The sequence below is a fragment of the Edaphobacter sp. 12200R-103 genome (assembly GCF_010093025.1).
Lineage (GTDB): Bacteria > Acidobacteriota > Terriglobia > Terriglobales > Acidobacteriaceae > Edaphobacter.
Genome location: NZ_CP048114.1, coordinates 3136546 through 3158112 on the forward strand (window position 1 = coordinate 3136546; position 21567 = coordinate 3158112).

The following is a 21567-nucleotide window of genomic DNA, read 5'->3' on the forward strand; positions in this document are numbered from 1 at the left end:
TCACATGCTCCTGACCATAATGACGTTGCCGTCCGGGTCCGAGATCGTCAGGGTATCTTTGGATTGCAACATCGTGATGTGCTGCTTGTGCAGGAGGCGGCGCGACTTCGACAGATTGGTCGACCGAAGAATAAAGCGCGCCTTCGGCCCCAGCGCATCCGCCTTGACCAGCTCAATCTCCTGGCCGGAGTTTCCGGGCATGTGCAGAAACATCGGATCGCCCGCGATGGACTTGAATGAGAGCTGGTTCAGGTAGAAGTCCCGTGCGGAAGCAGGGTCGCGCACGGCGATCGAGACCGAGACGATCGCATCGCCAACGCGGTCCTCGCCCAGGTGCTTGCCGCGGTCGTTGAAGTGCATGGAACCGGGCTCGTACTGGGTGTACTCAAGGTTCTGCGCGGCGCCGTTGGCGTCGATCGGCCCCGCCAGCGTGAACAGAAGATTTCCGGCGCCGGCCTTGCGAACTTTCGTCGGGGTCAGCCCATGCTCCAGGTAGTCGTCGTGGACGGCCTGCAGGTTGTCGTCTCCTTCAAAACAGACATGGAGAAAACCGATCATGGACTCTTTCGGCACGTCGGGGTTCGCCGGATAGAGCTCGATAAACTGATGATCGTTGATCTTGATGAAGCTCTCGCGCGGTTTATCCTGCTTGTCCTTCAGCAGAAAGGCCTCTTCGTAGCCAAGCTTCTGGTAGAACTCGCGCGCGGCATCGAGCGAACGCACACGCATCGCGATATGCGCAATTCCCGCCAGCGGAGGAGCCTGCTGCGCCCGTGCAAGCGGCGACAGAAGAGAGAGGACGACTGCTGCAAGGCTGAAGCGGAAAGCGCGGACGAATCGGGGCATCAGTGAGATTCCTGGAACCAGAGTCTTGGAGTCGTCTCCATTCTGGCGCAATCATTTGGATTCGTCATTCTGAGCGCAGCGACGAATCCCTGTATTTCTGCCCGTAACCCCCTGAATGCTACAGGAAATACCGGGATCCTTATTCTGCGCAAAACTCCGGATCAGAATGACGACTTCTTAACGACTATACCCGCGCCTTGCAGTTACCATCGGCGGTCTGGTTATTTCGTCAGCTTCAGCAGCACGGCGCCGTGGCGCGGGATCGTGAAGACGTCGGTGTCCTTGATGACGCCAAGGTCCTTATGGGACCACAGATCGCGGGCATGGGCTGTTCCCGATCCGAAGCCGGCGTCCTTCAGGTGCAGCGTAAGGCCGTGCATGTTGTGCTGATCGTGCGAGACGTTGAAGATGGCCAGCGCAACCGAGCCGTCCGACAGCGGACGCGACCAGATCTCGATCTGATCGCCCGCCCACAGGCGATCGCCCTGCCGGCCCAGCTTGTCCTGATCGATGGCGATGACCTCCTTGTTGGTCAGGATGGAGCGCACATCGTCAGACATCTCCGTAAGGTTATTGCCTGCCATCAGCGGAGCTGCGAGCATGGCCCAGAAGGTCATATGGGTGACGTTCTCCTCGTGTGTCAGCTTGCCGTTGCCCACCTCCAGCATGTCGGGATCGTTCCAGTGGCCGGGACCGGCATACTTCGAAAGCCCCGCCTGGTTCAGCGCAATCAGCATCATGCTGCCGTACTGGGCCCTGATGTCATCGGTGGTCCGCCACAGGTTGCCGCCAACCTTGGGAGCCCACTGCCACGACTGATCGAAGCCATACTGGCACAGGCTGTAGACGATGGGGCGCCCTGTCTTCAGAATCGCCTGGTGCATCTTCTCGTAGGCGTCGATCATCATCTTGTTCTGCGCGGGAACATCGTTGGGATGCTCTTCCTGCATGTTCTTGCGGAAGCTGCAGAGGTCATACTTCAGGTAGTCGATGCCCCACTCCGCGTACATCTTCGCGTCCTGCTCCTCATGGCCCAGCGATCCCTCGTAGTGCGCGCAGGTCTGCGGTCCGGGCGAAGAGTAGATTCCGATCTTCAGTCCCTTGGAATGCACGTAGTCGGCCAGCGCCTTCATGTCAGGGAACTTCTCGTTGGGGTGGAGGACGCCGTTCGCATCGCGCTTGCCCTGCCAGGTGTCGTCGATGTTGACGTAGACGTATCCCGCATCGCGCATGCCGCTTGAGACCATCAGGTCGGCAGCCTTGCGGATATCGGCATCGGTAACCTTGCCGGCAAACCAGTTCCAGCTGTTCCATCCCATAGGCGGTGTCGCGGCCAGCTGTTGGGCGGTGGCCGGCAGCGAGACGGCGAGAAGAGCGACTACAAAAACAAGACAGCGGCGCATGCGTAAGGTTCCTCCTGAAATTGTGAAGAAGTTTATAAGATTGATTTGAACCCTGCTTGTCAATTGCAGATGCCCCGGTTGCGTACAGACGAAAGTCATCGCCGCAGCGAAATGACGCAGCATCGAGATTGCAGGGGATATGCTCGGGTGCGCAGCCTCCTGAAGAGAGGCGCCCGGCCTCTTCGGGGTAAACAGCCTCGACGCAATCGAAGACAGCAGCATCGAGCCTCCGTTTCTATCGATTGCACAGGAGATAGTTCCCGCCGCTCTCTGCCACAACTTTGAAAGCCCCGTCCAGCAGCGTCTTCAGGTGCTGCATGTCGCTCCCATAGGCCAGCAGATAGGTTCGCTGCGGGCTCATCCAGTGCGCCTTAAGCTCTGCATCGCCAATAAATATCTGCTTCGCACCGGGAGCATAACTTCCATACTCAAGATTCGCGCTCCTTCCGTTCCATAACAGCGCCGTCCTGTTCGTATAAAAGAACGTTGCTGAGAAGGCATAGTACGCATCGCCCTCAATCAGATCACCCTGGGGCGCACGCTCCAGCGCCTCCACCAGCCGATAGGAGCTCAGGTAGGGATCGAACGTAACCAACGCCAGCCTTGCCGCCTGCAAGAACGCGAGCATCATCAGAACCAGCACCGCAACCGTCGCGCCCGTCCTGCGGACGTGTAGCAGGCCGGCCACCCCAATAAGCAGACCGCATCCTGCCACCGCCAGCGGAAGCCGCAGGTAAGCGAACGCCTTCAGCGTAAGGTCACTCATGTGTCCGAGCGACAACGTGTACATCTCCGGATTCTGTGTCAACGCGGCTGAGATATCCCCGGGCGTTGCGACCCTGGCCGTATAAACCAGCAGAAATACAATGGCCGCAAGGCAAAGGCTCAACACGCCCGCGAGCACCATCCGGGCCACGCGTGGGTACCTTTCTCTCATCGCCAGGTGGCTTCCCAGCAGCATCGCCAGCGCCGGGTAGATCGGCAGCGAGTAATACTCCTGCGTCGTCGACAGCGTAAAGAAGCACAGGATAAACAGCACCCATACCAGGCACAGCAGCCTCACCTGCGCCTCGCGCGTGCTCATCTCTGTCCGATGCACCCAGCCGCGCTTCAGGGCGACCGGCAGTGTCAGCGAAAACGGAAACAGCCAGGCAAAGTGCAGAAGCCAGAACCACACGCGCGGAACCGTGTTGTAGTCCCGCGGATAGCGCAGGTTCAGAAAACGGAACAGGTGCTCGTTGAAGAAGTAGAACCAGAAGAAGCCGTGATACTCCCCCGGGCTCGAGTGCATGGTGAAGTCGAAATACGGCGGATTCCGAAGCGTCGCAAGCACATGCCATGGAGCTGCGATCAGCAGCACGATCGCGAGCCCGCTCAACGGCCGCAACCGCTTCCAAAGCTCACATGGGCTGTGCTGCCGCAAAATGGCGAGATAGATTCCGCCGATAAACACCGGAAATACGGCAGCCACCAACCCCTTCAGCAGCAGACCGCACGCCAGACTTAAATACATCGTCAGAAACCATAGTCCCGGCCGCCGCTCTTCCGCATCCAGCAGGCGGAGCATCGACCACAACGCCAGCGTAATCGTCAGGACCAGCGCGGCATCAGGAATCAGGATGCGCGTAAACAGAAACATTCCCACGCAGGTCGCCAGAATGACACCGGCGTAGATCGCCGCGCGCCTTCCAAACGCCCATAGGGCAAAACGCGCCGTCACCCAGCACAGCGCAATGTTGAGGAAGGCCAGTGGCAGCCGCGCCGCCCAGTCGTGCACGCCGAAGATCCGGTACGAGCCCGCCATGATCCAGTAGATCAGCGGCGACTTTTCGAGATAGGCGATACCGTCCAGCCGCGCCGTCACCCAGTCGCCGCTCTCCAGCATGTTGCGCGCAATCTGCGCCTGTACCGCGTCCACGTCGTCCATCAGGTGCGGCGGGCTAAACACCATGGGAAGAAAGGCGCAGCACGCAACCAGAAGAACGATCGTGTCTACGCGGAGACGGCTGAAAAGTCGAGTGAGGTAAGCTCCGGGGCCGGAGGCTCCTGGTTGCACTGGATCCCCCATTGTTTGATCCACAGAAACAGCATCAGCATGCCCCATAAGTGATACCCGTAATTTGCCTTTCTTTCCATGTGCAGCCCGATCAGCGGTTCAAGGTAGGGCCACGAGACAACCCCGCTCTCCTCAACCGTCTTCCTGTCCAGAGTATCCAGCAAGAGCGGTTTCAGATGACCTCGCAACCAGTCGTGCACCGGGATATCGAGCCCCTGCTTCTTCTTCGCCAGAATGCTTTGGGGCAGCTTGTCTTTCATCAGCTTGCGCAGCAGCAGCTTCAGATTCCGGCCGCGGATACAGTAGTTCGCCGGCAGCGTCGCCGCAAACTCCACAATGCGATGATCCAGAAACGCCGGCCTCACCTCCAGAGAGTGAGCCATGCTCATACGGTCTACCTTCACCAGCAGGTTGTCCGGAAGATAGTACGCCTGGTCGAACGCCATGAAGCGCCGCACGTCTCCCTTCAGCGGAATGGTCGCCAATACCTTCAGCAGATGCGTGCTGTCCTGTACAACCATCAGGTCTCGCCGCTGCATCTGCGAAAACGTTCCGTTCCAGAAGACGTGTGAGCTGCGTTCATCCAGCAGTGTGCCTTGCAGAAACCGCTGCAACTTATAATCCAGCCCGATTTTCTTGTTCGAAGCGGGCAGCCGGTTCGCCGAGTGCAGCGACAGGCGGCGAAGCTCCCGGGGAACAAACCGCGCCCGGCGCGCATACGTGTCGGCAAGGTACGTAATGTAGCCGCCGAACAACTCATCGGCCCCCTCGCCGCTCAACGCTACGGTCACCTTCTCTGCCGAGATACGCGACAGGTGCCACACCGGGACAGCTCCCGCGTCGGCATTGGGTTCGTCCGCATAATACGCCATCTGGGTCACCGAATCCGGCGTTACGGTTGCGGGCCCCAGGTCCAGTTCGAAGTGCTCCGTCGAGTACCGCTGCGCCATCTCTCGCAGGTACGGCGCCTCGTTGAACTCCCGCCCATGGAACGTAATCGAAAAGGTCTTCAGCGCCGTGGAGCTATGCTGGCTCGCATAGTGAAGCAGGGTCGAAGAATCCATGCCCCCGCTCAACCACACGCCCACCGGAACATCGGCCGCCAGGTGCTCCTTCACCGACTCCGACAGCAGATAATCCAGCCGCTCCGCTGAATCCACAAGGCTGATGTGGGAGCATGGCTCCGCCCGGGCGACCTTCCAGTAGCTATGCTGTGAGATCTCGCCATCCTGCCAGGTCAAAAAGCATCCCGGCGTCAGCTTCCGTACAGCCTGCGCCAGCGTCCGGCCTCCGGGAACATAGTTCACTCCCAGGTAAGCATCCAGCGCCTCCACATCGATCTGCCGGGGAACTTCGGGATGACAGAATACCGCCTTCAGCTCCGAGCCGAAATAGATCTCGCCTCCCCGGAAGGCGTAATAGAGCGGCTTGATGCCCATGCGGTCCCGTGCAAGCACCAGGCGTCCGCGTGATTCCTGCCACACCGCAAAGCCGAACATTCCGCGCAGCTTCTCAATGCAGGCAGTGTCCCACTGCATAAAGGCGCGAAGAACCACCTCGGTGTCGCAGGTCGTCTGAAACGCATGACCGAGCGCTCTCAGCTCCCTGCGCAACTCGGCATGGTTGTAGATCTCGCCATTGAATACGAGCGCGTAGTCATTGTCCTCCGAACTGAGAGGTTGACCACCGGCAGCAGTGTCGATCACCCTGAGGCGTGTTGCGCCCAGGGATATGGCGGAACTCTGCCATGCACCCTGATCGTCAGGGCCACGGTGAAGGATGGAAGCAACCGCCTGGTAAATCCGTTCGGGCAGAAAGGGCCTGGTGGCATGGGTGAATCCGGCAATTCCACACATTCGAGGGAAGCCTTTTATTTTTTTCCAAATAATACCCGAAACTTTTTTCAGGAAGATGCATTTAAATAAGTTTGTGCCTTTTTTGCTTATGCACCTTTAACCCATAAAGCTTGGGTGACCCGGACGGCTTTCCTCCCCTTGTCTCCAGCCTCTGCTGGAGACCTTCTCCTTAATCGTTCACACCGCTAAGGATCCGGGTAAACTCCTGCTGGCTCTGAGAACTTCCGGCAGAATCATCGCCCCTTCGATTACGCAGATTTCCCAACGCTAACAAACGAGACGCCTGCATGATCCGCGATTGCTCGCCGGAGCGCGCCCCAGCAGCGCTCCAATCGAACAAAACGAATCACACAGGCGTCCCTGGTCTATCGATTTACCCGGCTTTTGCTTAGACCAGCTTGGCGTCCAGCGTAATCTCCGCCGCCTTCAGGACCTTCGATACCGGGCAGCCGATCTCGGCCTTGTGGGCCAGCTCGTCGAACTTCGCCTTGTCGATGTTCGGGATCTTCGAGGTGTTGGTCAGGTGAATCTTCGTGATCGTCGGGCCTTCGCCATGCAGGTCGAGCGTAACGACCGCCTTGGTCTCGATCGATTCGGGGTTGAAGCCCGCCTCGGTCAGCTGCGCGCTCAGAGCCATGGTAAAGCAGCCCGCATGCGCAGCGGCGATCAGCTCTTCCGGATTCGTCCCCACGCCTTCCGCGAAGCGGGCAGCAAAGCTATACTGCGTATCCTTGAGCGTGCCGCTCTGGGTCGAGATGGTTCCTTTGCCCTCCTTGAGGGTGCCGTGCCAGATGGCGCTTGCGTAGCGATCCATACGTCGTCTCCTTTTCGTGTTCAACCGTTATTCTTCGACGGTACACGATTCGATGCTCCCTGGTTGCTCCCCGCTGGTTGAAAATTCCGCAAAGTGCGTTAGCCTTACGGAATGTCACCGCTCGATTCGGCAATCCGCGAAGAACACGAGCGCGAGAGTGCAAGCCAGTGCACTCTGCCCGCCGAACACCACCAGGTCTACTGCCCCACCTGCTCCTCACGTCTCGAAGACAGCCGCTGCAAACTCATCTGCAGGACCTGTGGATATTTCCTCAGCTGTGCGGATTTCTACTAAGGCATATCGACCTATCGTTCAAAAGGGCAATCGGGAAAGAAGTGCTCTTTCGCCCCGAAAAGGAGTGTCATTTCGACCGGAGCAGGACGGCCTTCTCGTCCTGCGGAGTGGAGAAACCCCCGTATTTCGGGAGGCACGGATTCAAAGATGCATTCTCTTGATCTCCAACACAAGGTGCCATCCCTACCGCAGGTCCTTCGACTCCGTGCTGGCGCACTTCGCTCAGGATGACACACTCCGCGGAGCCTTAAACCCTGATCGCCGGGATCAGCAATAAAGCTTCATCCCATCTCCTGCGATCATCTTAGAGAGTGCCCCCTCTCTTCACGAGAGCGCGCTCCGACCAGATGGAAGAGCAGAGGACACCTACGGGATCGCAGGAGACGAGGCGCGTCAGCCGCTTCTCTCACGCCTGGCGCGCCCTGCGGCATCGCAACTTCCGACTCTACTTCACCGGCCAGAGCATCTCGCTGGTCGGAAACTGGATCACCCGCATCGCCACCAGTTGGCTGGTCTACCGGCTCACCGGCTCAGCCTTTCTGCTGGGAGTCGTCGGCTTTGCCGGACAGATCCCGACCTTTCTGCTGGCCCCTTTCGCCGGAGTCATCGTCGAGCGCATGGACCGCCGCCGGCTGCTGGTCTGCACACAGGTGCTGGCAGGCGTTCAGTCCCTGATGCTCGCCGCGCTCACGCTGGCAAAGATCATCACCATCCACGAGATCCTCGCGCTCAGCGTCCTCCAGGGACTCATCAACGCCTTCGACATGCCCGGGCGCCAGTCCTTCCTGGTCCGGATGGTCACTCCTGAAGGAGGCAAGCCGAACAAGGAAGACCTCGGCAACGCCATCGCGCTCAACTCTTCCATCGTCAATCTTGCCCGCCTCGCCGGTCCTGCCATCGCCGGAATCATCATCGCTGCCGTCGGCGAAGGCTGGTGCTTCCTGATCGATGGCGCAAGCTACATCGCCGTCGTGGCATCCCTGCTGATGATGAATGTCAGCCGCAGCGTGACGGAAAAGCCTACCTCCTCCATGCTGGAGCAGATGCGCGAGGGCTGGTCGTATGTCACCGGCTTCAAACCCATCCGCACCATCCTCACGCTCTTCGCTCTGATCAGCCTGATGGGCATGCCCTTCATGGTGCTGATGCCGATCTTCGCCGCGCAGGTCCTGCACGGCGGTCCCAACACCTTGGGCTTTCTCACCGGAGCCTCCGGGGTCGGCGCGCTCATCTCGGCCATCTCCCTGGCGATGCGCAAGTCCGTGCGCGGACTGACGACCATGATCCAGGTCTCGGCCTTCTGCTTCGGCGCGGGACTCATCCTTTTCGGGCTATCCCATCATCTTGCGCTCTCGCTGATACTGATGCTGCTCACCGGCTTCGGCATGATGCAGGGACTCGCCGCCAGCAACACCGTCATCCAGACGCTCGTGCCCGAAGACAAGCGCGGCCGCGTGATGAGCTACTACACGATGGCCTTCGTCGGAATGGCGCCCTTCGGCAGCCTGCTGGCAGGCGCGCTCGCGCACCACTTCGGCGCTCCCCACACAGTCATGATGACCGGCTCGGCCTGCATCCTGGGCGCGCTGTGGTTCACAACGCAGTTGCCGTCTGTGCGCCGCGTCATCCGGCCTATCTATATAGAGATGGGAATTATTCCCGGGGAAGGTCAAACCGAGGAAGCTGCGGAGCACACCTTGTCGGGCAGCTAGAAGGTCTCAGCCCTCGGATGCTTCATCCTGAATAGGTGTGTTTTCCGAACCAATTAGTCTCGTATCCGGATCGCTCGTATGCACCAGGCATTAACGGGGCGCTCTGGTATCGTCATCTTGCGATGGAAAACAGGAAACAGAGGAAGAAGATTGCGGTTCGCTGGGGCGCAACATCTGCACTGTTGTTGCTGCTGGCCGGCTTTGCGTACGGCCAGAAAAAAGATGCGATTGACTGGGTCAATCCCTATATCGGCACCGGCTCCGGCAAGATCGGCTACGGCGGCACCATGCCCTTCGTCACGCCGCCCTTCGGCATGACCAACTGGACCGCGCAGACCCGGCAGAACCGCCTGAGCGTCGTCTCCTACAAGTACGAAGACACCAACATCCAGGGCTTCATGGGAACCCATCAGCCTGCCATCTGGATGGGCGATTACGGCTACGTCACCGTGGTCCCGCAGGTGGGCGATCTGCAAACCACCCCCGAAGCGCGCCAGATGCGCTTCAGCCACGCAGAAGAGATTGCGCGGCCCGACTACTACTCCGTGTGGATGACCGCGAAGGATGGCAGCCGCATCCGCGCCGAGATGACCGCAACCGAACGCTGCGTCTACATGCGCTTCACCTTCCCCAAAGCCGCAAAGGGACGCGTGCTGATCGAGGCATCGCGTCCGGGAGTCGCAGGCGGCGCAGAGGTCGATGTCGCAAAGCACGAGATCACCGGCTACAACCCCGACCGCACCGACCGAAGATTAGGCCCCTTCGCCCTGCCCAACTTCAAAGGCTACTTCGTCGCGGAGTTCCGCCACCCCTGGCAGAACGCGAAGACCTACGGCGCCGATAGCGCAGCCGCCCGTGGAGCCTACGCCGAGTTCGGCGCAGACAATGTCGTCGAAGTGCGCATGGGAACCTCGTTCCTCAGCGTCGATCAGGCCCGCGAGAACCTGCGCAAAGAGATTCCTGCGTGGAACTTCGACGGCGTACAGAAAAAGCTGCGAGCGACATGGAATGAGAAGCTGGACCGCGTCAGCGTGGAAGGAGCCAGCGACGATCAGAAGAAGATCGTCTACACGGCTCTGTATCATGCGCTGCTCTATCCGCGCATCTTCTCGGAATACGGCCATTACTACAGCGCCTTCGACGACAAGATCCATCAGGGCGAGTCCTACACGGCTTACTCCATCTGGGACACCTTCCGGGCCGAGAACAGCATGCTGACCCTCATGGCTCCCGAACGCATCCCCGGCATGGTCACGGCACTGCTGCAGAACTATAAAGAAGGCGGATGGATGCCGAAGTGGCCCAACCCCTCCTACACAAACATCATGATCGGGACGCACGCAGACTCGCTCGTGGCCGAGGCGCTGGTCAAAGGCTTCGATGGCTTCGACAAGCAGACCGCATGGGCCGCCGTCTACAAAGACGCGATGACTCCACCCGATGGAGACACCACGCGCCGATGGCTGGACCGCGAGCCGCACACGCCCTACGAGGCACGCGCCGGGCTGACCTACTACAAGCAGCTCGGCTATATCCCAACCGACAAGACGGATGAGGCCGCCTCGCGCACCATCGAAGACAGCTACGACGACTGGTGCGTCGCTCAGATTGCAAAGATTCTCGGCCGCCAGAAGGACTACGAGTTCTTCCTCAAGCGCTCCCTCAACTACCAGCACCTCTACAACCCTGCGCTTGGCCTGATGAACGGTCGCACCTCCGACGGCAAATGGGCTCCCATCGGAGGCACGCGCGACAACCCCGGCAACCGCTCCACCTCCGGATGGACCGAAGGCGATGCCTGGGTCTACACCTGGTGCGCATTTCACGACATCCCCGGAACAATGGACCTGATGGGTGGCGCAAACAAATACAACGCCAAGCTCGATCAGCACTTCGCCGGCAAACACAACGTCCACAGCAACGAGCCCAGCCATCACTACGGCTACCTGTACGACTACTCCGGCCAGCCGTGGAAGACGCAGGCCAAGGTGCGCGAGATCGCGAACGCGGAGTACGCCAATCAGCCCTCCGGCATCGACGGCGATGATGACTGCGGGCAGATGTCGTCGTGGTATCTGTTTACTGCGATGGGCTTCTATCCGGTCAATCCAGCCAGCGGCGACTATATGATCGGCAGCCCCATGTTCTCGAAGTTCGCGATGCGCCTGGCGAATGGAAAGACCTTCACCGTGCTCGCGAAGAATAACAGCGCAACCAATATGTACATTCAGTCGGCGACGCTCAACGGCAAGCCGCTGGACCGTCCCGTGGTTCGCTACAGCGAGATCATGCAGGGCTCGACGCTGGAGTTCGTCATGGGACCGAAGCCGTCGAAGTGGGCGAGCGAGTGGAGAGGAACCCCCGTCGGCAAATAACCGATCCGAATTAGCTGAACTTTCTCACCCCGGATTGACTACAATTCCCCCGAGTTTGCGGGATGCATTCTATCGATCCGGGAGGCGAGAGTTCTGCATGAGCGCTGTGCGTCATCATCCCCTGGCCATTCTCGTGGCGACCCTCTGCTACTTCGGACTGGGCGCCGTCTGGTTCACGATGTTCCGCAACCCCTGGCTGGAAGGGATTGGCCGCACGATGGAGCAACTCCAGTCCAGCGGCGTCAGCCCTGCGCTCGCCTACGGGATCGCCCTGCTGATGACCCTTGCGCTTGCGCTCTTCCTGTCGTGGCTCATCCAGGTAACCGGCCCGCTGACGGCATCGCGGGGCGCTCAGGTGGCCATCATCCTCTGGTTCTGCGTCGTCTTCACCACCTGGGCCACCGAGTACGCCTTCGAGGCACGCGGTGTGAGGATCCTCGCGATCAACACCGGCTACTCCCTGGTGGGCATGGTCCTGATGGGAGCTGTGCTGGGTGGCTGGAGGAGAGAACAACCGTAATCCGGATCTCGCCGGAGAAAGCGTCAACGAAACAGTTCCCGCGCGGATCACACGAAATCCGCGGTCTCCATACAGGTTGTCACATCAGTGAAGCGACACCACCATCCGCACCCACACAGGGTCATCCTCAGCGAAGAAACAATACGCTTCTCCTTCACAAAGGTGTCATCCTCAGCGAAGAAACAACGCATTCCTTCTCCACAGAGGTGTCATCCTCAGCGGAGCTTATCGCAGGCTTCATCGCGAGAAGCGCAGTCGAAGGATCTGCGGTTGGGATTTGAGATTAAGCGAACAACCGCAGATCCTTCGACTCCGCGCTGACGCGCTCCGCTCAGGATGACACATACATAACCGGGCATTCAGGCTGTATGTTGGCACAAGCAAACATCCCTCCATCATCTTCTTCGAAGATGATCCGAATACCCAAAAGAAGTGTCCTCTCGACCGGAGGCCCGAAGGGCCGCAGTGGAGAGACCCCCGCATTTTGTCCGCACAGCCAATGTGTCGCCTGCGGCATTCTGCCCAACCAGCATCGCAAAATGCGGGGGTTCCTCGCTTCGCTCGAAATGACACGAGAAGGAGAGTACCTGAGAGACAAAGCCCGGAAACCATATGAGCGCCCTTCCAAAAATCCCGCCCAAAAAGCCCACGACACCCGACCCGTTTCCGGCATCTCACTCATCACAATGCCCTTCCAACTGCGACGCCGCCGGCCCGCGCCCTCCCAAACCGCTCCCGCCCAGATGAACCTGGAACGTCCGAGCGCTCAGGATATCTACGAACAAGTAGCCAACAACGCACGGCAGGAGCTTGGCCGTACCGGCGTCGCGCTCTTCATCTCCGGCATCGCCGGCGGCATCTTCATGGGGCTCTCGGGAATGGGCAACGCCATCGCCATCGCCCTGCTCACCCCGGCTGGCGTCGCGCCCACCCCATCGACGCTGTTTATCGCGAAGATGTTCTACCCGCTGGGGTTCATCGCGGTCATCCTGGGCCGCTCGCAGCTCTTTACCGAGAACACCCTCTACCCCGTTGCCCTGGTTCTGGCGGAAAAGCAGCACCTCTGGAAGACCCTCCGGCTATGGATCATCGTCCTCTCGGCCAACGTACTGGGAGCTGCGATCTTCGCCACCCTCGCCTCTTTCACCAGCGCCCTGCAGCCGGAGTTCGTCAGCACGCTGGCCATGCTGGGGGCGGAGACCGCCGCACGTCCCATGGCCACCATCTTCTGGAGCGGGGTCGTCGGTGGCTGGATCATCGCCAGCGTTGCCTGGCTCGTCTCAGGCTCGCACTCCATCACCGGCTCCGTCATGATCATCTGGATGCTGGCGTTTGTGGTCGGCCTGGGAGGCTTCGCCCACTGCATCGCCGGAAGCGGCGAGGTCCTGACCGCGGTCTTTGTCGGACGCGCCATACCGGCGGCCTTTCCCCACTGGCTCTTTGCCGCCGTGGCCGGAAATATCTGTGGCGGAGTCGGGATGGTCACGCTGATCGAGTACGGCCAGGTAGTCTACGGCGGCGATGCCGAGGCGGAGGCGCTCCCGGCAGCTCCCCCTGCCGCCGCGCACGTATCCATCCGACCCAGTGAAAAAGACGGAGAGTAGGTGGTGTTCTCCAACGGATCATGGAAGTCCTTCCAAAGCAAAGAAGTGTCATCTCGGCGGAAGCTCTGAATAACCTTTCCAAAGAAGTGTCATCTCGACCGAAGGCCCGAAGGGCCGCAGCGGAGAGACCCCCGCATTTCGCCCGAACAATTCAGATTGCTCCTGTAAGGAGATCCATCCCCGCAGGCATCCCCGAAATACGAGGGTTTCTCCTCTCCCCAGGACGATAAAACTGTCCTGCTCCGGTCGAAATGACACGTTTTTGAGATATTCCTCAGACACAGAGGAGTGTTCGGGTCACTTCCATTGACCACCGCCCCGGAAACCGGTAAACTCATTAAGTTTGGCGCTGCAGCCAGAGTGTCTTTACTTCAGAGATGGCTGGTCTGGACCCGGCGGGTCCGGGCAGTCGACTGAAAAACCTCCTCTGCAGATGCCCCATGCAGCACAATTCATTAAGGAAGCGGTCCGCGCTCCTCCAACGAGCGCCCCCAGAGGTTTTAGCCATGTATGCAGTCATCCGCACCGGCGGCAAGCAGTATAAGGTCGCTCCCGGCGACACGCTGAAGATCGAGACCACCGCACATCAGGACGGAAACGTCGAGTTCTCCGACGTCCTCGCCGTCTCTGCTGAGGCCGGCAAGTTCGAAGGCGATCTGAGCGGAGCGAAGGTGACCGCATCTGTCCTGGGCGAGGGCCGTGGCGATAAGATCCTTGTCTTCAAGCTGAAGCGCAAGAAGCAATACAAGAAGATGCAGGGACACCGCCAGAACTACGTCGAGGTCAAGATCAACGACATCCTCGTCAACGGCAAGTCCATCCAGTAACCACCGTCAAGGCAGTAATTGGTTACGCGAAAAAGTTTAGAACTTCTCGAGGCACGCCCCTGAATTCTGAAGCGGGCAGCCCGAAATGAGGCAATCGAAATGGCACATAAAAAAGGTTTAGGTTCTTCCAAAAACGGTCGCGACTCCAACGCGCAGCGCCTCGGCGTGAAGCGCTTCGCCGGCCAGACGGTCACCGGCGGCTCCATCCTGGTTCGCCAGCGCGGAACCCCGCTCAAGCCCGGCCTGAACGTAGGTCGCGGCAAGGACGACACCCTGTTCGCCAAGGTCGACGGCGTGGTTCGCTTCCAGGACCGCGGACAGCACGGACGCTTCGTCTCCATCGACCCCGTCGCTACCGCCTAAGTAACGGATGTAACGAAGTTTATGGAAAAGCCCTGCTGCGGCAGGGCTTTTGCTGTTTCCAGAATATTCTTCGTCGCAAGATCGCTTCCCCGGGAACCATCTTCGACTCTTCATTCTGAGGCGAACGGGGTCCCCGGCGAGCTTGCTCACTGGGGCAGGCAACCGAAGAATCCCTATTTTGCCTGTAGTGTCCACGGTGCTTCGGGCAAAATACACGGATCCTTCGCATTGCTCAGGATGACGGCTCCGATAGATCTATCGGCTTGACTCGATCGACGACTTCGCCACCGCCCTAAACCAGATTGCCGTCACCAGGCCGGGCGACCGGCTTTCCTTTTTCACCCATCTCAACGGTCGCGGTCGGAATGAGGTGATCGTGGGTGAACAGCACCAGCCACTTCTCCGGGATAGCGCGATGGTAGAAGCGCTTCTTCTGCTCGATGCATTCCAGGGGATCGAGGTCGTAGCCCATGACCCAGGTCGGATCGAGGTGCGCCGCGGTAGGAATCAGATCGGAGATATAGCAGGCGTGCCGGCCCTCGGACTCAATGTGGATGCCCATCATCTGGCGCGTATGGCCGGGAAAGAGTTCAACCGAGATGCCGGGAACGATCGCCGGATCGGACTGGATTCCGCGATCTGTGAGCAGGGTCATCTGGCCAGATTCAATCAGCGGATCGTAGTTGGGCGAGAGATAGCTGACGCGGTCACGGTCCAACTGCAGGTGGCCGTGCTCGACCTCGCCCAGATGAGCGAAGTAGCGGGCGTTGGGGAAAGTCGGGGTCACCGATCCGTCCGGGTGCAGGGTGGTGTTCCATCCGCAGTGGTCGAAGTGCAGGTGGGAGTTGATGACAATGTCGATCTCCTCCGGGCGAACCCCGGCAGCGGCCATGGAGGCAGGCAGCAGCTCATGGTTCTGGTGGATCTCGCGCATCTTTGCGCTCAGCTTGTTTCCGATTCCCGTCTCAATCAGAACGGTGTGCGATCCAGTCCGTACGATGACGGAGTTCAGCCCCAGCAGGATGCGATTGAGTTCATCGGCAGGGGTGCGCTTCTGCCACATCGTCTTGGGAACGACGCCAAACATCGCTCCGCCATCCAGGCGGTAGCTGCCATCGGTGCAGACGGTCACCTCGAAACGGCCAAGCTGGGTGCGGGCACGCACCAGCGTCTCTGCTTCTGCAGCGATAAGCGATCTCTCCATCATCCTGACCATGGTAACTGGCAGGATGATGGAGGCGCATCTCCACGAACTTCAGGGAAGATCAGGCGTGCGGAATATGCGCACCGCCCGGAACCACGCTGGGAGGCATGGGAACGCTGGCGATCGCTTCTTGCACCTCCGGAGACGGAGAGGCCACGATAGCCCCCGTATCCCGCTTGTTCTGGAAGCACTGCCGGCAGAGCACAGGCCGCCCCTGCGTCGGTTTGAAGGGAACCGTAGTTTCGATTCCGCAATCCGAGCAGGTGGTGCGGGTCTCCGTGCGGCAGATTCCGGCGGCTGCCGGACCTGCGCCTGGGCGCGCCATGATACCTGCCCTCTTCGATTTGCAGGGCTTACATCGCTTGGGATCGTTTTTAAATTGTTTATCGTGAAAAAAGAGCTGCTCACCGGCGGTAAAGATAAACTCCTGACCGCAATCGGCACAGATTAACAGACGATCTAGAAATTCCATAGCCGCGTCTCCCGGTCTGCGGGACAGAATGAGCAGCTCAAGGAAAGAACGCAGGCTCCCTGAACGTCATCCTGCCATTGCCATATTGATGGATAAGTAGGCCTGGGTCGCCAAGACAGCGCAAATGCAGCACAACGCACAGTGATAAAAGGATCACTGTTTACCGGGTCGATAGCGGGAGTCCATCGCCGGTATCTTGTGAGGACCCGCCCAAACTTCAGAGAGCGGGTCCTCCATGGAGCGTTTCTTTTTTAGTCCTGCTCCTTGCGGACTTTCTTACGATTCCGTTTGCGAGCGAGCGCTTCTTTGACGCGCTTCTTTTCGCCTGGTTTCAGATAGAAGGAGTGACGCTTGACCTCTTTAATGATGTCTTCGGTCTGCACCTTGCGCTTAAACCGACGCAGGGCATTCTCAAGCGGTTCACCTTCCTGAACTCGAACCTCTGCCAACTAAAAACACCTCCAACCATTCCCAGCCAGGGACTACCACCTGGAGTTTTCACCCAAGAGTTTAAATAAGATACACCCTTGCCCGTCGATCAGCGCATATTTTTTGTGGGAAAGTTCAGATTCGGAGACTGATTTGCTTAAGGACTGAAAAACAGGCCTGTCCCCGATTCTCAGCCGCTCAATCCCAACGGCCAGCTTGAGACGGTATTGACATGCCTGAATCCGATCGCGGCAGCGTCAAGCCTGCATGATAGCGGTCGCGCAGAATATGGCGGTCCTGTCGGAGCATGCAATTCCTGCAGCCCCCGCGAATCGTGTCATCCTGAGCGAAGCGCGTCAGCGCGGAGTCGAACGACGTTTGGGCGAACATGTTCCTTGCGGTCATAATTTGAGAGCCAACTCGCGATCAACCGACCACCTGCCTGCGCCCTGCAGAATCAACGTGACACCGATCACGATAACCAGTAGGTAAAATTCAATCCCTTCACCTTTTTGATTGGCAAACCAGTTCATGAAGAGGCCGTTTGGCAGCCCAACCATGAAGGTAGCCACGACCATGTTCACGACAAGGCCCAGGGCAGCGATGCGGGTAAGAAATCCAAATACCAGTCCGAGACCGCCCAAGGCTTCGGCCATGATTGCCATCAACGCAAGTGGTGCCGGGACATGCTGCTGAGCAAACCAGTGCATGATACCGCTGTATCCCGGGCCGCCGAACCATCCGAAAGTCTTTTGCGCACCATGTGCGCAGAAAATCGCCCCCAGGACAACTCGCAGAACAAAGAGATGCACATCCTCACTCGTTGCAAGAATTTTTCTAATCATCTTTTCTCCTTTCTCATCGCATTTCCATCGCGCGTAGTGATGCTTCATCGCCTGCGACTCAGCAGTTATCGTGCTGGCGATCCTGTTTTTAGCCCCAGGACGCCCAGTATGATGAATGCCAGCGAGAATATTTGTCGCGTGTTGAGACCTTCCTGAAACAGCAGCATGCTTGCTATCGATGTACCAACAGCACCAAGACCAATCAACACGCCATAGACCGTGGCAACAGGTAGAGTCTGCATGGATTCGCTCAGCAGGAACACATTGGCGATCAATGCCGCTATCGCGACCATCGCAGGTAACGGCCGATGCAATCCATCGGAGTACTTCGTCGCTACCGGCCAAATAGTTTCAAGCGTACCCGCGAAAAGCAAGAATAACCAAGGCATTCCATCACCTCACTCGATGAACGATCAAGTTCAAACGTAGGGCGATTTCATTTTGGCCGCCACGACACAATTACAGCAATTTAGGACACGTTGCTGGCACTGCATGAACGGGCCATTCGCGTGAAGCTCGAACCATCCTAAACCACTCATCCCACCCCATCCCAAACCGTGTCATCCTGAGCGAAGCGCGTCAGCGCGGAGTCGAAGGATCTGCGGTTTTGGGATGATGGCAAGCCAGCAGACCGCAGATCCTTCGACTCCGCTTCCCGCGATAAAGCCGCGAGAAGCTACGCTCAGGATGACACCTCCATGGTTTCGTTTGCAGGAAATTGGCTTACCGTTGCTGCCGCTGTCCGCCCAGCAGGGATACATCTCATCCCAGCGTCGCAAATTTAAAAAAATTTGCCGGGCGTATCGTTACGCCCGGCATCGCTTTTCCCGCTTCCAGCAGCCGTTACGCCGCCGCTCGCTCTTTCACGTTGAAGGTGAGGCCATCCGGCCCAGCATCGACGACGACATGATCGCCGTGCAGCACCGTGCCATCGAGGATCTTCACGGCCAGCTTGTCCTGCACCAGCCGCTGGATCGCCCTCTTCAGCGGACGCGCACCATACGCGCGGTCGTACCCGGCCTTGAAGATCGCCTGCCGCGCGGCATCGGTCAGTTCCAGCGTGATGCGGCGGTCGGCCAGCAGCTTCTCCAGGTCCTTCAGCCGCAGATCGACGATGTGCGTCAACTGCGCATCGTCCAGCGGATGGAAGACCACGATGTCGTCCACACGATTCAGGAACTCCGGACGGAACGTCTGTTTGAGAGCGTCGATGACGCGATCTTTCGCCTCTTCGAAGCCCTCCTCACCCTGCGCCCACGCACTCGTCAGCTTGTCAGCGCCGGTGTTCGAGGTCATGATCAGCACCGTGTTCTTGAAGTCCACCGTGCGCCCCTTGGAGTCGGTCAGGCGACCGTCATCCAGCACCTGCAGCAGCACATTGAAGACATCCGGGTGTGCCTTTTCGATCTCGTCGAACAGGATCACCGAGTACGGCCTGCGACGGACAGCCTCGGTCAGCTGACCGCCCTCGTCGTAGCCGACATACCCTGGCGGCGCGCCGATGAGACGAGACACAGCATGCTTCTCCATGTACTCGCTCATGTCAATGCGCACCATCGCCTGCTCATCATCGAACAGGAACTCCGCCAGCGCACGCGCCGTCTCCGTCTTGCCCACGCCCGTAGGCCCGAGAAAGATGAACGAGCCAATGGGCCGCTTCGGATCGGACAAGCCTGCACGCGAACGGCGAATCGCATTCGCCACCGCGCTCAGAGCCTCGTCCTGCCCAACCACACGCTCGCGCAGACGATCCTCCATCTGCACCAGCTTCTGGGTCTCGCCCTCCAGCATCTTCGAGACAGGAATCCCCGTCCACTTCGAGACGATGGCCGCGATGTCCTCCTCGTCGACCTCCTCCTTCAGCATTCTCCGCGGTTTGGCCTTCTTTGCCGCCACAGAACCGGGTGCCCCAGGTCTCGATTCTGCGACCTGGGATTGTGCCGCCTCGGCTTTATCCTCGGCGACGGCCTCTTCCTGCAGAGCCGTCAGCTCACGCAGCTCGGCCTCCTTCTTCGGGATCTCGCCGTACTGCAGCTCAGCGGCGCGCTGCAGGTTGCCCTTGCGCGTCTCCTCCTGCATGGCAAAGCGCAGACCTTCCAGCTCTTCCTTCAGCTCGGCGATGCGCCCAATGGCGCCGCGCTCCTTCTGCCAACGCGCACGCAGAGCGGCAGCCTGCTCCTTGATCTCGGCAAGCTCTTTCTCGACAGCCTCCAGACGCTCCTGCGAGTTCGGGTCCTTTTCGCGCTGCAACGCCGCCCGCTCAATCTCAAGCGAGGTCGCGCGACGCTCCAGGTCATCGATCTCTACCGGCACCGAACCGATCTGGATCGCCAGCGCAGAGGCAGCCTCGTCCACAAGGTCAATCGCCTTGTCAGGAAGAAAGCGGTCCGAGATATAGCGATGCGACAACGTCGCCGCCGCCACAATGGCCGCATCCTTGATCCGCACCTTGTGGTGCGCCTCGTACTTCTCCTTCAGGCCGCGCAGAATCGCAATCGTATCCTCCACGTTGGGCTCACCGACGTAGACGATCTGGAAACGCCGTTCCAGCGCAGCGTCCTTCTCGATGTACTTGCGATACTCGTTCAGAGTCGTCGCGCCAATCGACCGCAGCTCGCCGCGAGCTAGCGCCGGCTTCAGCATATTGCTCGCATCCATCGAACCTTCGGCAGCGCCTGCGCCCACCAGAGTATGTAACTCATCGATGAACAAAATAATTTCGCCGTTGGAGGCCTCAATGTCCTTCAGCAGCGCCTTCAGACGCTCTTCGAACTCGCCGCGGAACTTCGCGCCCGCAACCATCGAAGCCAGGTCCAGCGCGACTACACGCTTGTTCTTCAGGATCTCCGGGACGTCGCCCATAACGATGCGGCGTGCCAGTCCCTCCACGATCGCGGTCTTACCCACGCCGGGTTCGCCAATCAATACCGGATTATTTTTGGTACGACGCGAAAGCACCTGGATCACGCGGCGAATCTCGTCATCGCGCCCGATCACCGGATCCAGCTTGCCCTTGCGCGCAAGTTCGGTCAGGTCCTTCGCATACTTTTCCAGCGCCTGGAACTTGCCCTCGGGATTCTGGTCGGTCACGCGCTGTGAGCCACGCACCTCGGCCAGCGCCTTCAGGATGGCGTCATGCGTCGCTCCGAACGAGGCCAGCGCGCTCTGCACGGCATCGCCCTTCTGCCGGGCGAGCGCCAGCAACAGGTGCTCGGTCGAGACGTACTCATCCTTGAAATTTTCTGCTTCCTTGAATGCCTGCTCCAGAACCTTCTGGGTCGACTGCGCGAGCTGGGGCTGCGCTCCGCCCTGCACCTTCGGCAGCTTCTGGACCGCGGAGTTCACTCCACTCAAAAGCTGCTGCACCGGAACCCCAATCTTGTCGAGCACCGGAATCACGACCCCTTCTTTGTCCTCCAGCAGAGCCGCCATCAGGTGCAGCGGCAACACCTCCGGATTCCCGTTCTCAGCGGCGTGCGAGACCGCACCCTGCACCGCCTCCTGAGACTTCACTGTCAACTTTTCCCACTTAATCGCCATTCAACTCTCCTCACCAAACCAACATGGAGAACCCCGTCTCCAGAATCCTAATCCTCTCCTACGAATCCCAACCGTTTTCTACGCTCCGGCTTTTCTTCTCATCTTGTCCCCTATTGCTTTTCTTCTAATCTTGTTCCCCTCTTGAGGAGTGTCATTCCGACCGGAGCGCGAAGCGCGGAGTGGAGGAATCTGCTTCTCTACCCCGCCCCATCCTTTCGCCAAAACCACGCTCGCATTTCGCCAGGACCACAGCTACGTTTTTGCCAAAGCCACGGCTGCCGCAAACCTCGTTTTGTTAAGGGCACGGCTTTAGTCGTGCCGCAAAAAACAGCTGCCAGACAAGCGGCTTTAGCCGCTGAGGTCCATCTCCGGCCGAGGAATCATCTCCCTCAGGGGCTAAAGCCCCA

The 21567-nt window shown here is 59.2% G+C and carries 17 protein-coding genes and 1 pseudogene; 6 read left to right on the plus strand and 12 right to left on the minus strand.

Going from position 1 to position 21567, the window contains the following annotated elements; translation table 11 throughout:
* From GWR55_RS13035 to GWR55_RS13055, 5 genes are all read right to left on the minus strand, one after another.
* Positions 1–846, minus strand: coding sequence for a VOC family protein (locus GWR55_RS13035; RefSeq protein WP_162402649.1), 846 nt, complete (start codon positions 844–846; stop codon positions 1–3).
* Between the two features lie 221 nt (positions 847–1067).
* On the minus strand, positions 1068–2249 hold the full coding sequence (locus GWR55_RS13040) for a glycoside hydrolase family 27 protein (RefSeq protein ID WP_162402650.1): 1182 nt from the start codon (positions 2247–2249) through the stop codon (positions 1068–1070).
* 235 nt (positions 2250–2484) lie between these two features.
* Positions 2485–4317, minus strand: coding sequence for a glycosyltransferase family 39 protein (locus GWR55_RS13045; RefSeq protein ID WP_238398392.1), 1833 nt, complete (start codon positions 4315–4317; stop codon positions 2485–2487).
* On the minus strand, positions 4242–6161 hold the full coding sequence (gene asnB, locus GWR55_RS13050; RefSeq protein WP_162402651.1) for an asparagine synthase (glutamine-hydrolyzing): 1920 nt from the start codon (positions 6159–6161) through the stop codon (positions 4242–4244). Before asnB ends, GWR55_RS13045 begins: the two co-directional genes overlap by 76 nt.
* Before the next feature lie 388 nt (positions 6162–6549).
* A complete protein-coding gene (locus tag GWR55_RS13055) occupies positions 6550–6975 on the minus strand; it encodes an OsmC family protein (RefSeq protein ID WP_162402652.1) in 426 nt (141 codons plus the stop codon).
* Positions 6976–7580: 605 nt separating this feature from the next.
* Here GWR55_RS13055 and GWR55_RS13060 point away from each other — a divergent pair.
* The 6 genes from GWR55_RS13060 to rpmA all read left to right on the plus strand — a co-directional run bounded on the left by GWR55_RS13060 (position 7581) and on the right by rpmA (position 14670).
* Positions 7581–8981 (plus strand): MFS transporter, encoded by a 1401-nt coding sequence (locus GWR55_RS13060; protein ID WP_238398393.1) that lies wholly within the window; start codon positions 7581–7583, stop codon positions 8979–8981.
* Between the two features lie 122 nt (positions 8982–9103).
* On the plus strand, positions 9104–11356 hold the full coding sequence (locus GWR55_RS13065) for a GH92 family glycosyl hydrolase (RefSeq protein WP_162402653.1): 2253 nt from the start codon (positions 9104–9106) through the stop codon (positions 11354–11356).
* 97 nt (positions 11357–11453) lie between these two features.
* A complete protein-coding gene (locus GWR55_RS13070; protein WP_162402654.1) occupies positions 11454–11876 on the plus strand; it encodes a DUF1761 domain-containing protein in 423 nt (140 codons plus the stop codon).
* A 686-nt stretch (positions 11877–12562) separates the two neighbouring features.
* Positions 12563–13480 (plus strand): formate/nitrite transporter family protein, encoded by a 918-nt coding sequence (locus tag GWR55_RS13075; protein ID WP_162402655.1) that lies wholly within the window; start codon positions 12563–12565, stop codon positions 13478–13480.
* Between the two features lie 506 nt (positions 13481–13986).
* Complete coding sequence (gene rplU / locus GWR55_RS13080; protein ID WP_162402656.1) at positions 13987–14307, plus strand: 50S ribosomal protein L21; 321 nt, start codon at positions 13987–13989, stop codon at positions 14305–14307.
* A 99-nt stretch (positions 14308–14406) separates the two neighbouring features.
* Positions 14407–14670, plus strand: coding sequence for a 50S ribosomal protein L27 (rpmA, locus tag GWR55_RS13085; RefSeq protein WP_162402657.1), 264 nt, complete (start codon positions 14407–14409; stop codon positions 14668–14670).
* 292 nt (positions 14671–14962) lie between these two features.
* Here the strand turns inward: rpmA and GWR55_RS13090 are convergent, their stop codons facing one another.
* From GWR55_RS13090 to clpB, 7 genes and pseudogenes are all read right to left on the minus strand, one after another.
* Positions 14963–15877: an MBL fold metallo-hydrolase gene (locus GWR55_RS13090; protein WP_370521142.1), complete on the minus strand. Its 915-nt coding sequence runs from the start codon at positions 15875–15877 to the stop codon at positions 14963–14965.
* A gap of 58 nt (positions 15878–15935) precedes the next feature.
* On the minus strand, positions 15936–16199 hold the full coding sequence (locus tag GWR55_RS19310; protein WP_238398802.1) for a CxxC-x17-CxxC domain-containing protein: 264 nt from the start codon (positions 16197–16199) through the stop codon (positions 15936–15938).
* A 66-nt stretch (positions 16200–16265) separates the two neighbouring features.
* A pseudogene (locus GWR55_RS19315) lies at positions 16266–16346 on the minus strand (zinc-ribbon domain containing protein); the annotation flags it as partial.
* A 251-nt stretch (positions 16347–16597) separates the two neighbouring features.
* On the minus strand, positions 16598–16795 hold the full coding sequence (gene rpsU / locus GWR55_RS13100) for a 30S ribosomal protein S21 (RefSeq protein ID WP_014267628.1): 198 nt from the start codon (positions 16793–16795) through the stop codon (positions 16598–16600).
* A 381-nt stretch (positions 16796–17176) separates the two neighbouring features.
* Positions 17177–17620 (minus strand): DoxX family protein, encoded by a 444-nt coding sequence (locus GWR55_RS13105; protein WP_026388648.1) that lies wholly within the window; start codon positions 17618–17620, stop codon positions 17177–17179.
* Positions 17621–17685: 65 nt separating this feature from the next.
* The gene (locus tag GWR55_RS13110) at positions 17686–18009 is read right to left on the minus strand and encodes a multidrug efflux SMR transporter (RefSeq protein WP_162402659.1); all 324 of its coding nucleotides are present in this window, start codon (positions 18007–18009) and stop codon (positions 17686–17688) included.
* A gap of 454 nt (positions 18010–18463) precedes the next feature.
* Complete coding sequence (gene clpB / locus GWR55_RS13115; RefSeq protein ID WP_162402660.1) at positions 18464–21160, minus strand: ATP-dependent chaperone ClpB; 2697 nt, start codon at positions 21158–21160, stop codon at positions 18464–18466.
* Positions 21161–21567: the final 407 nt, after the last annotated feature.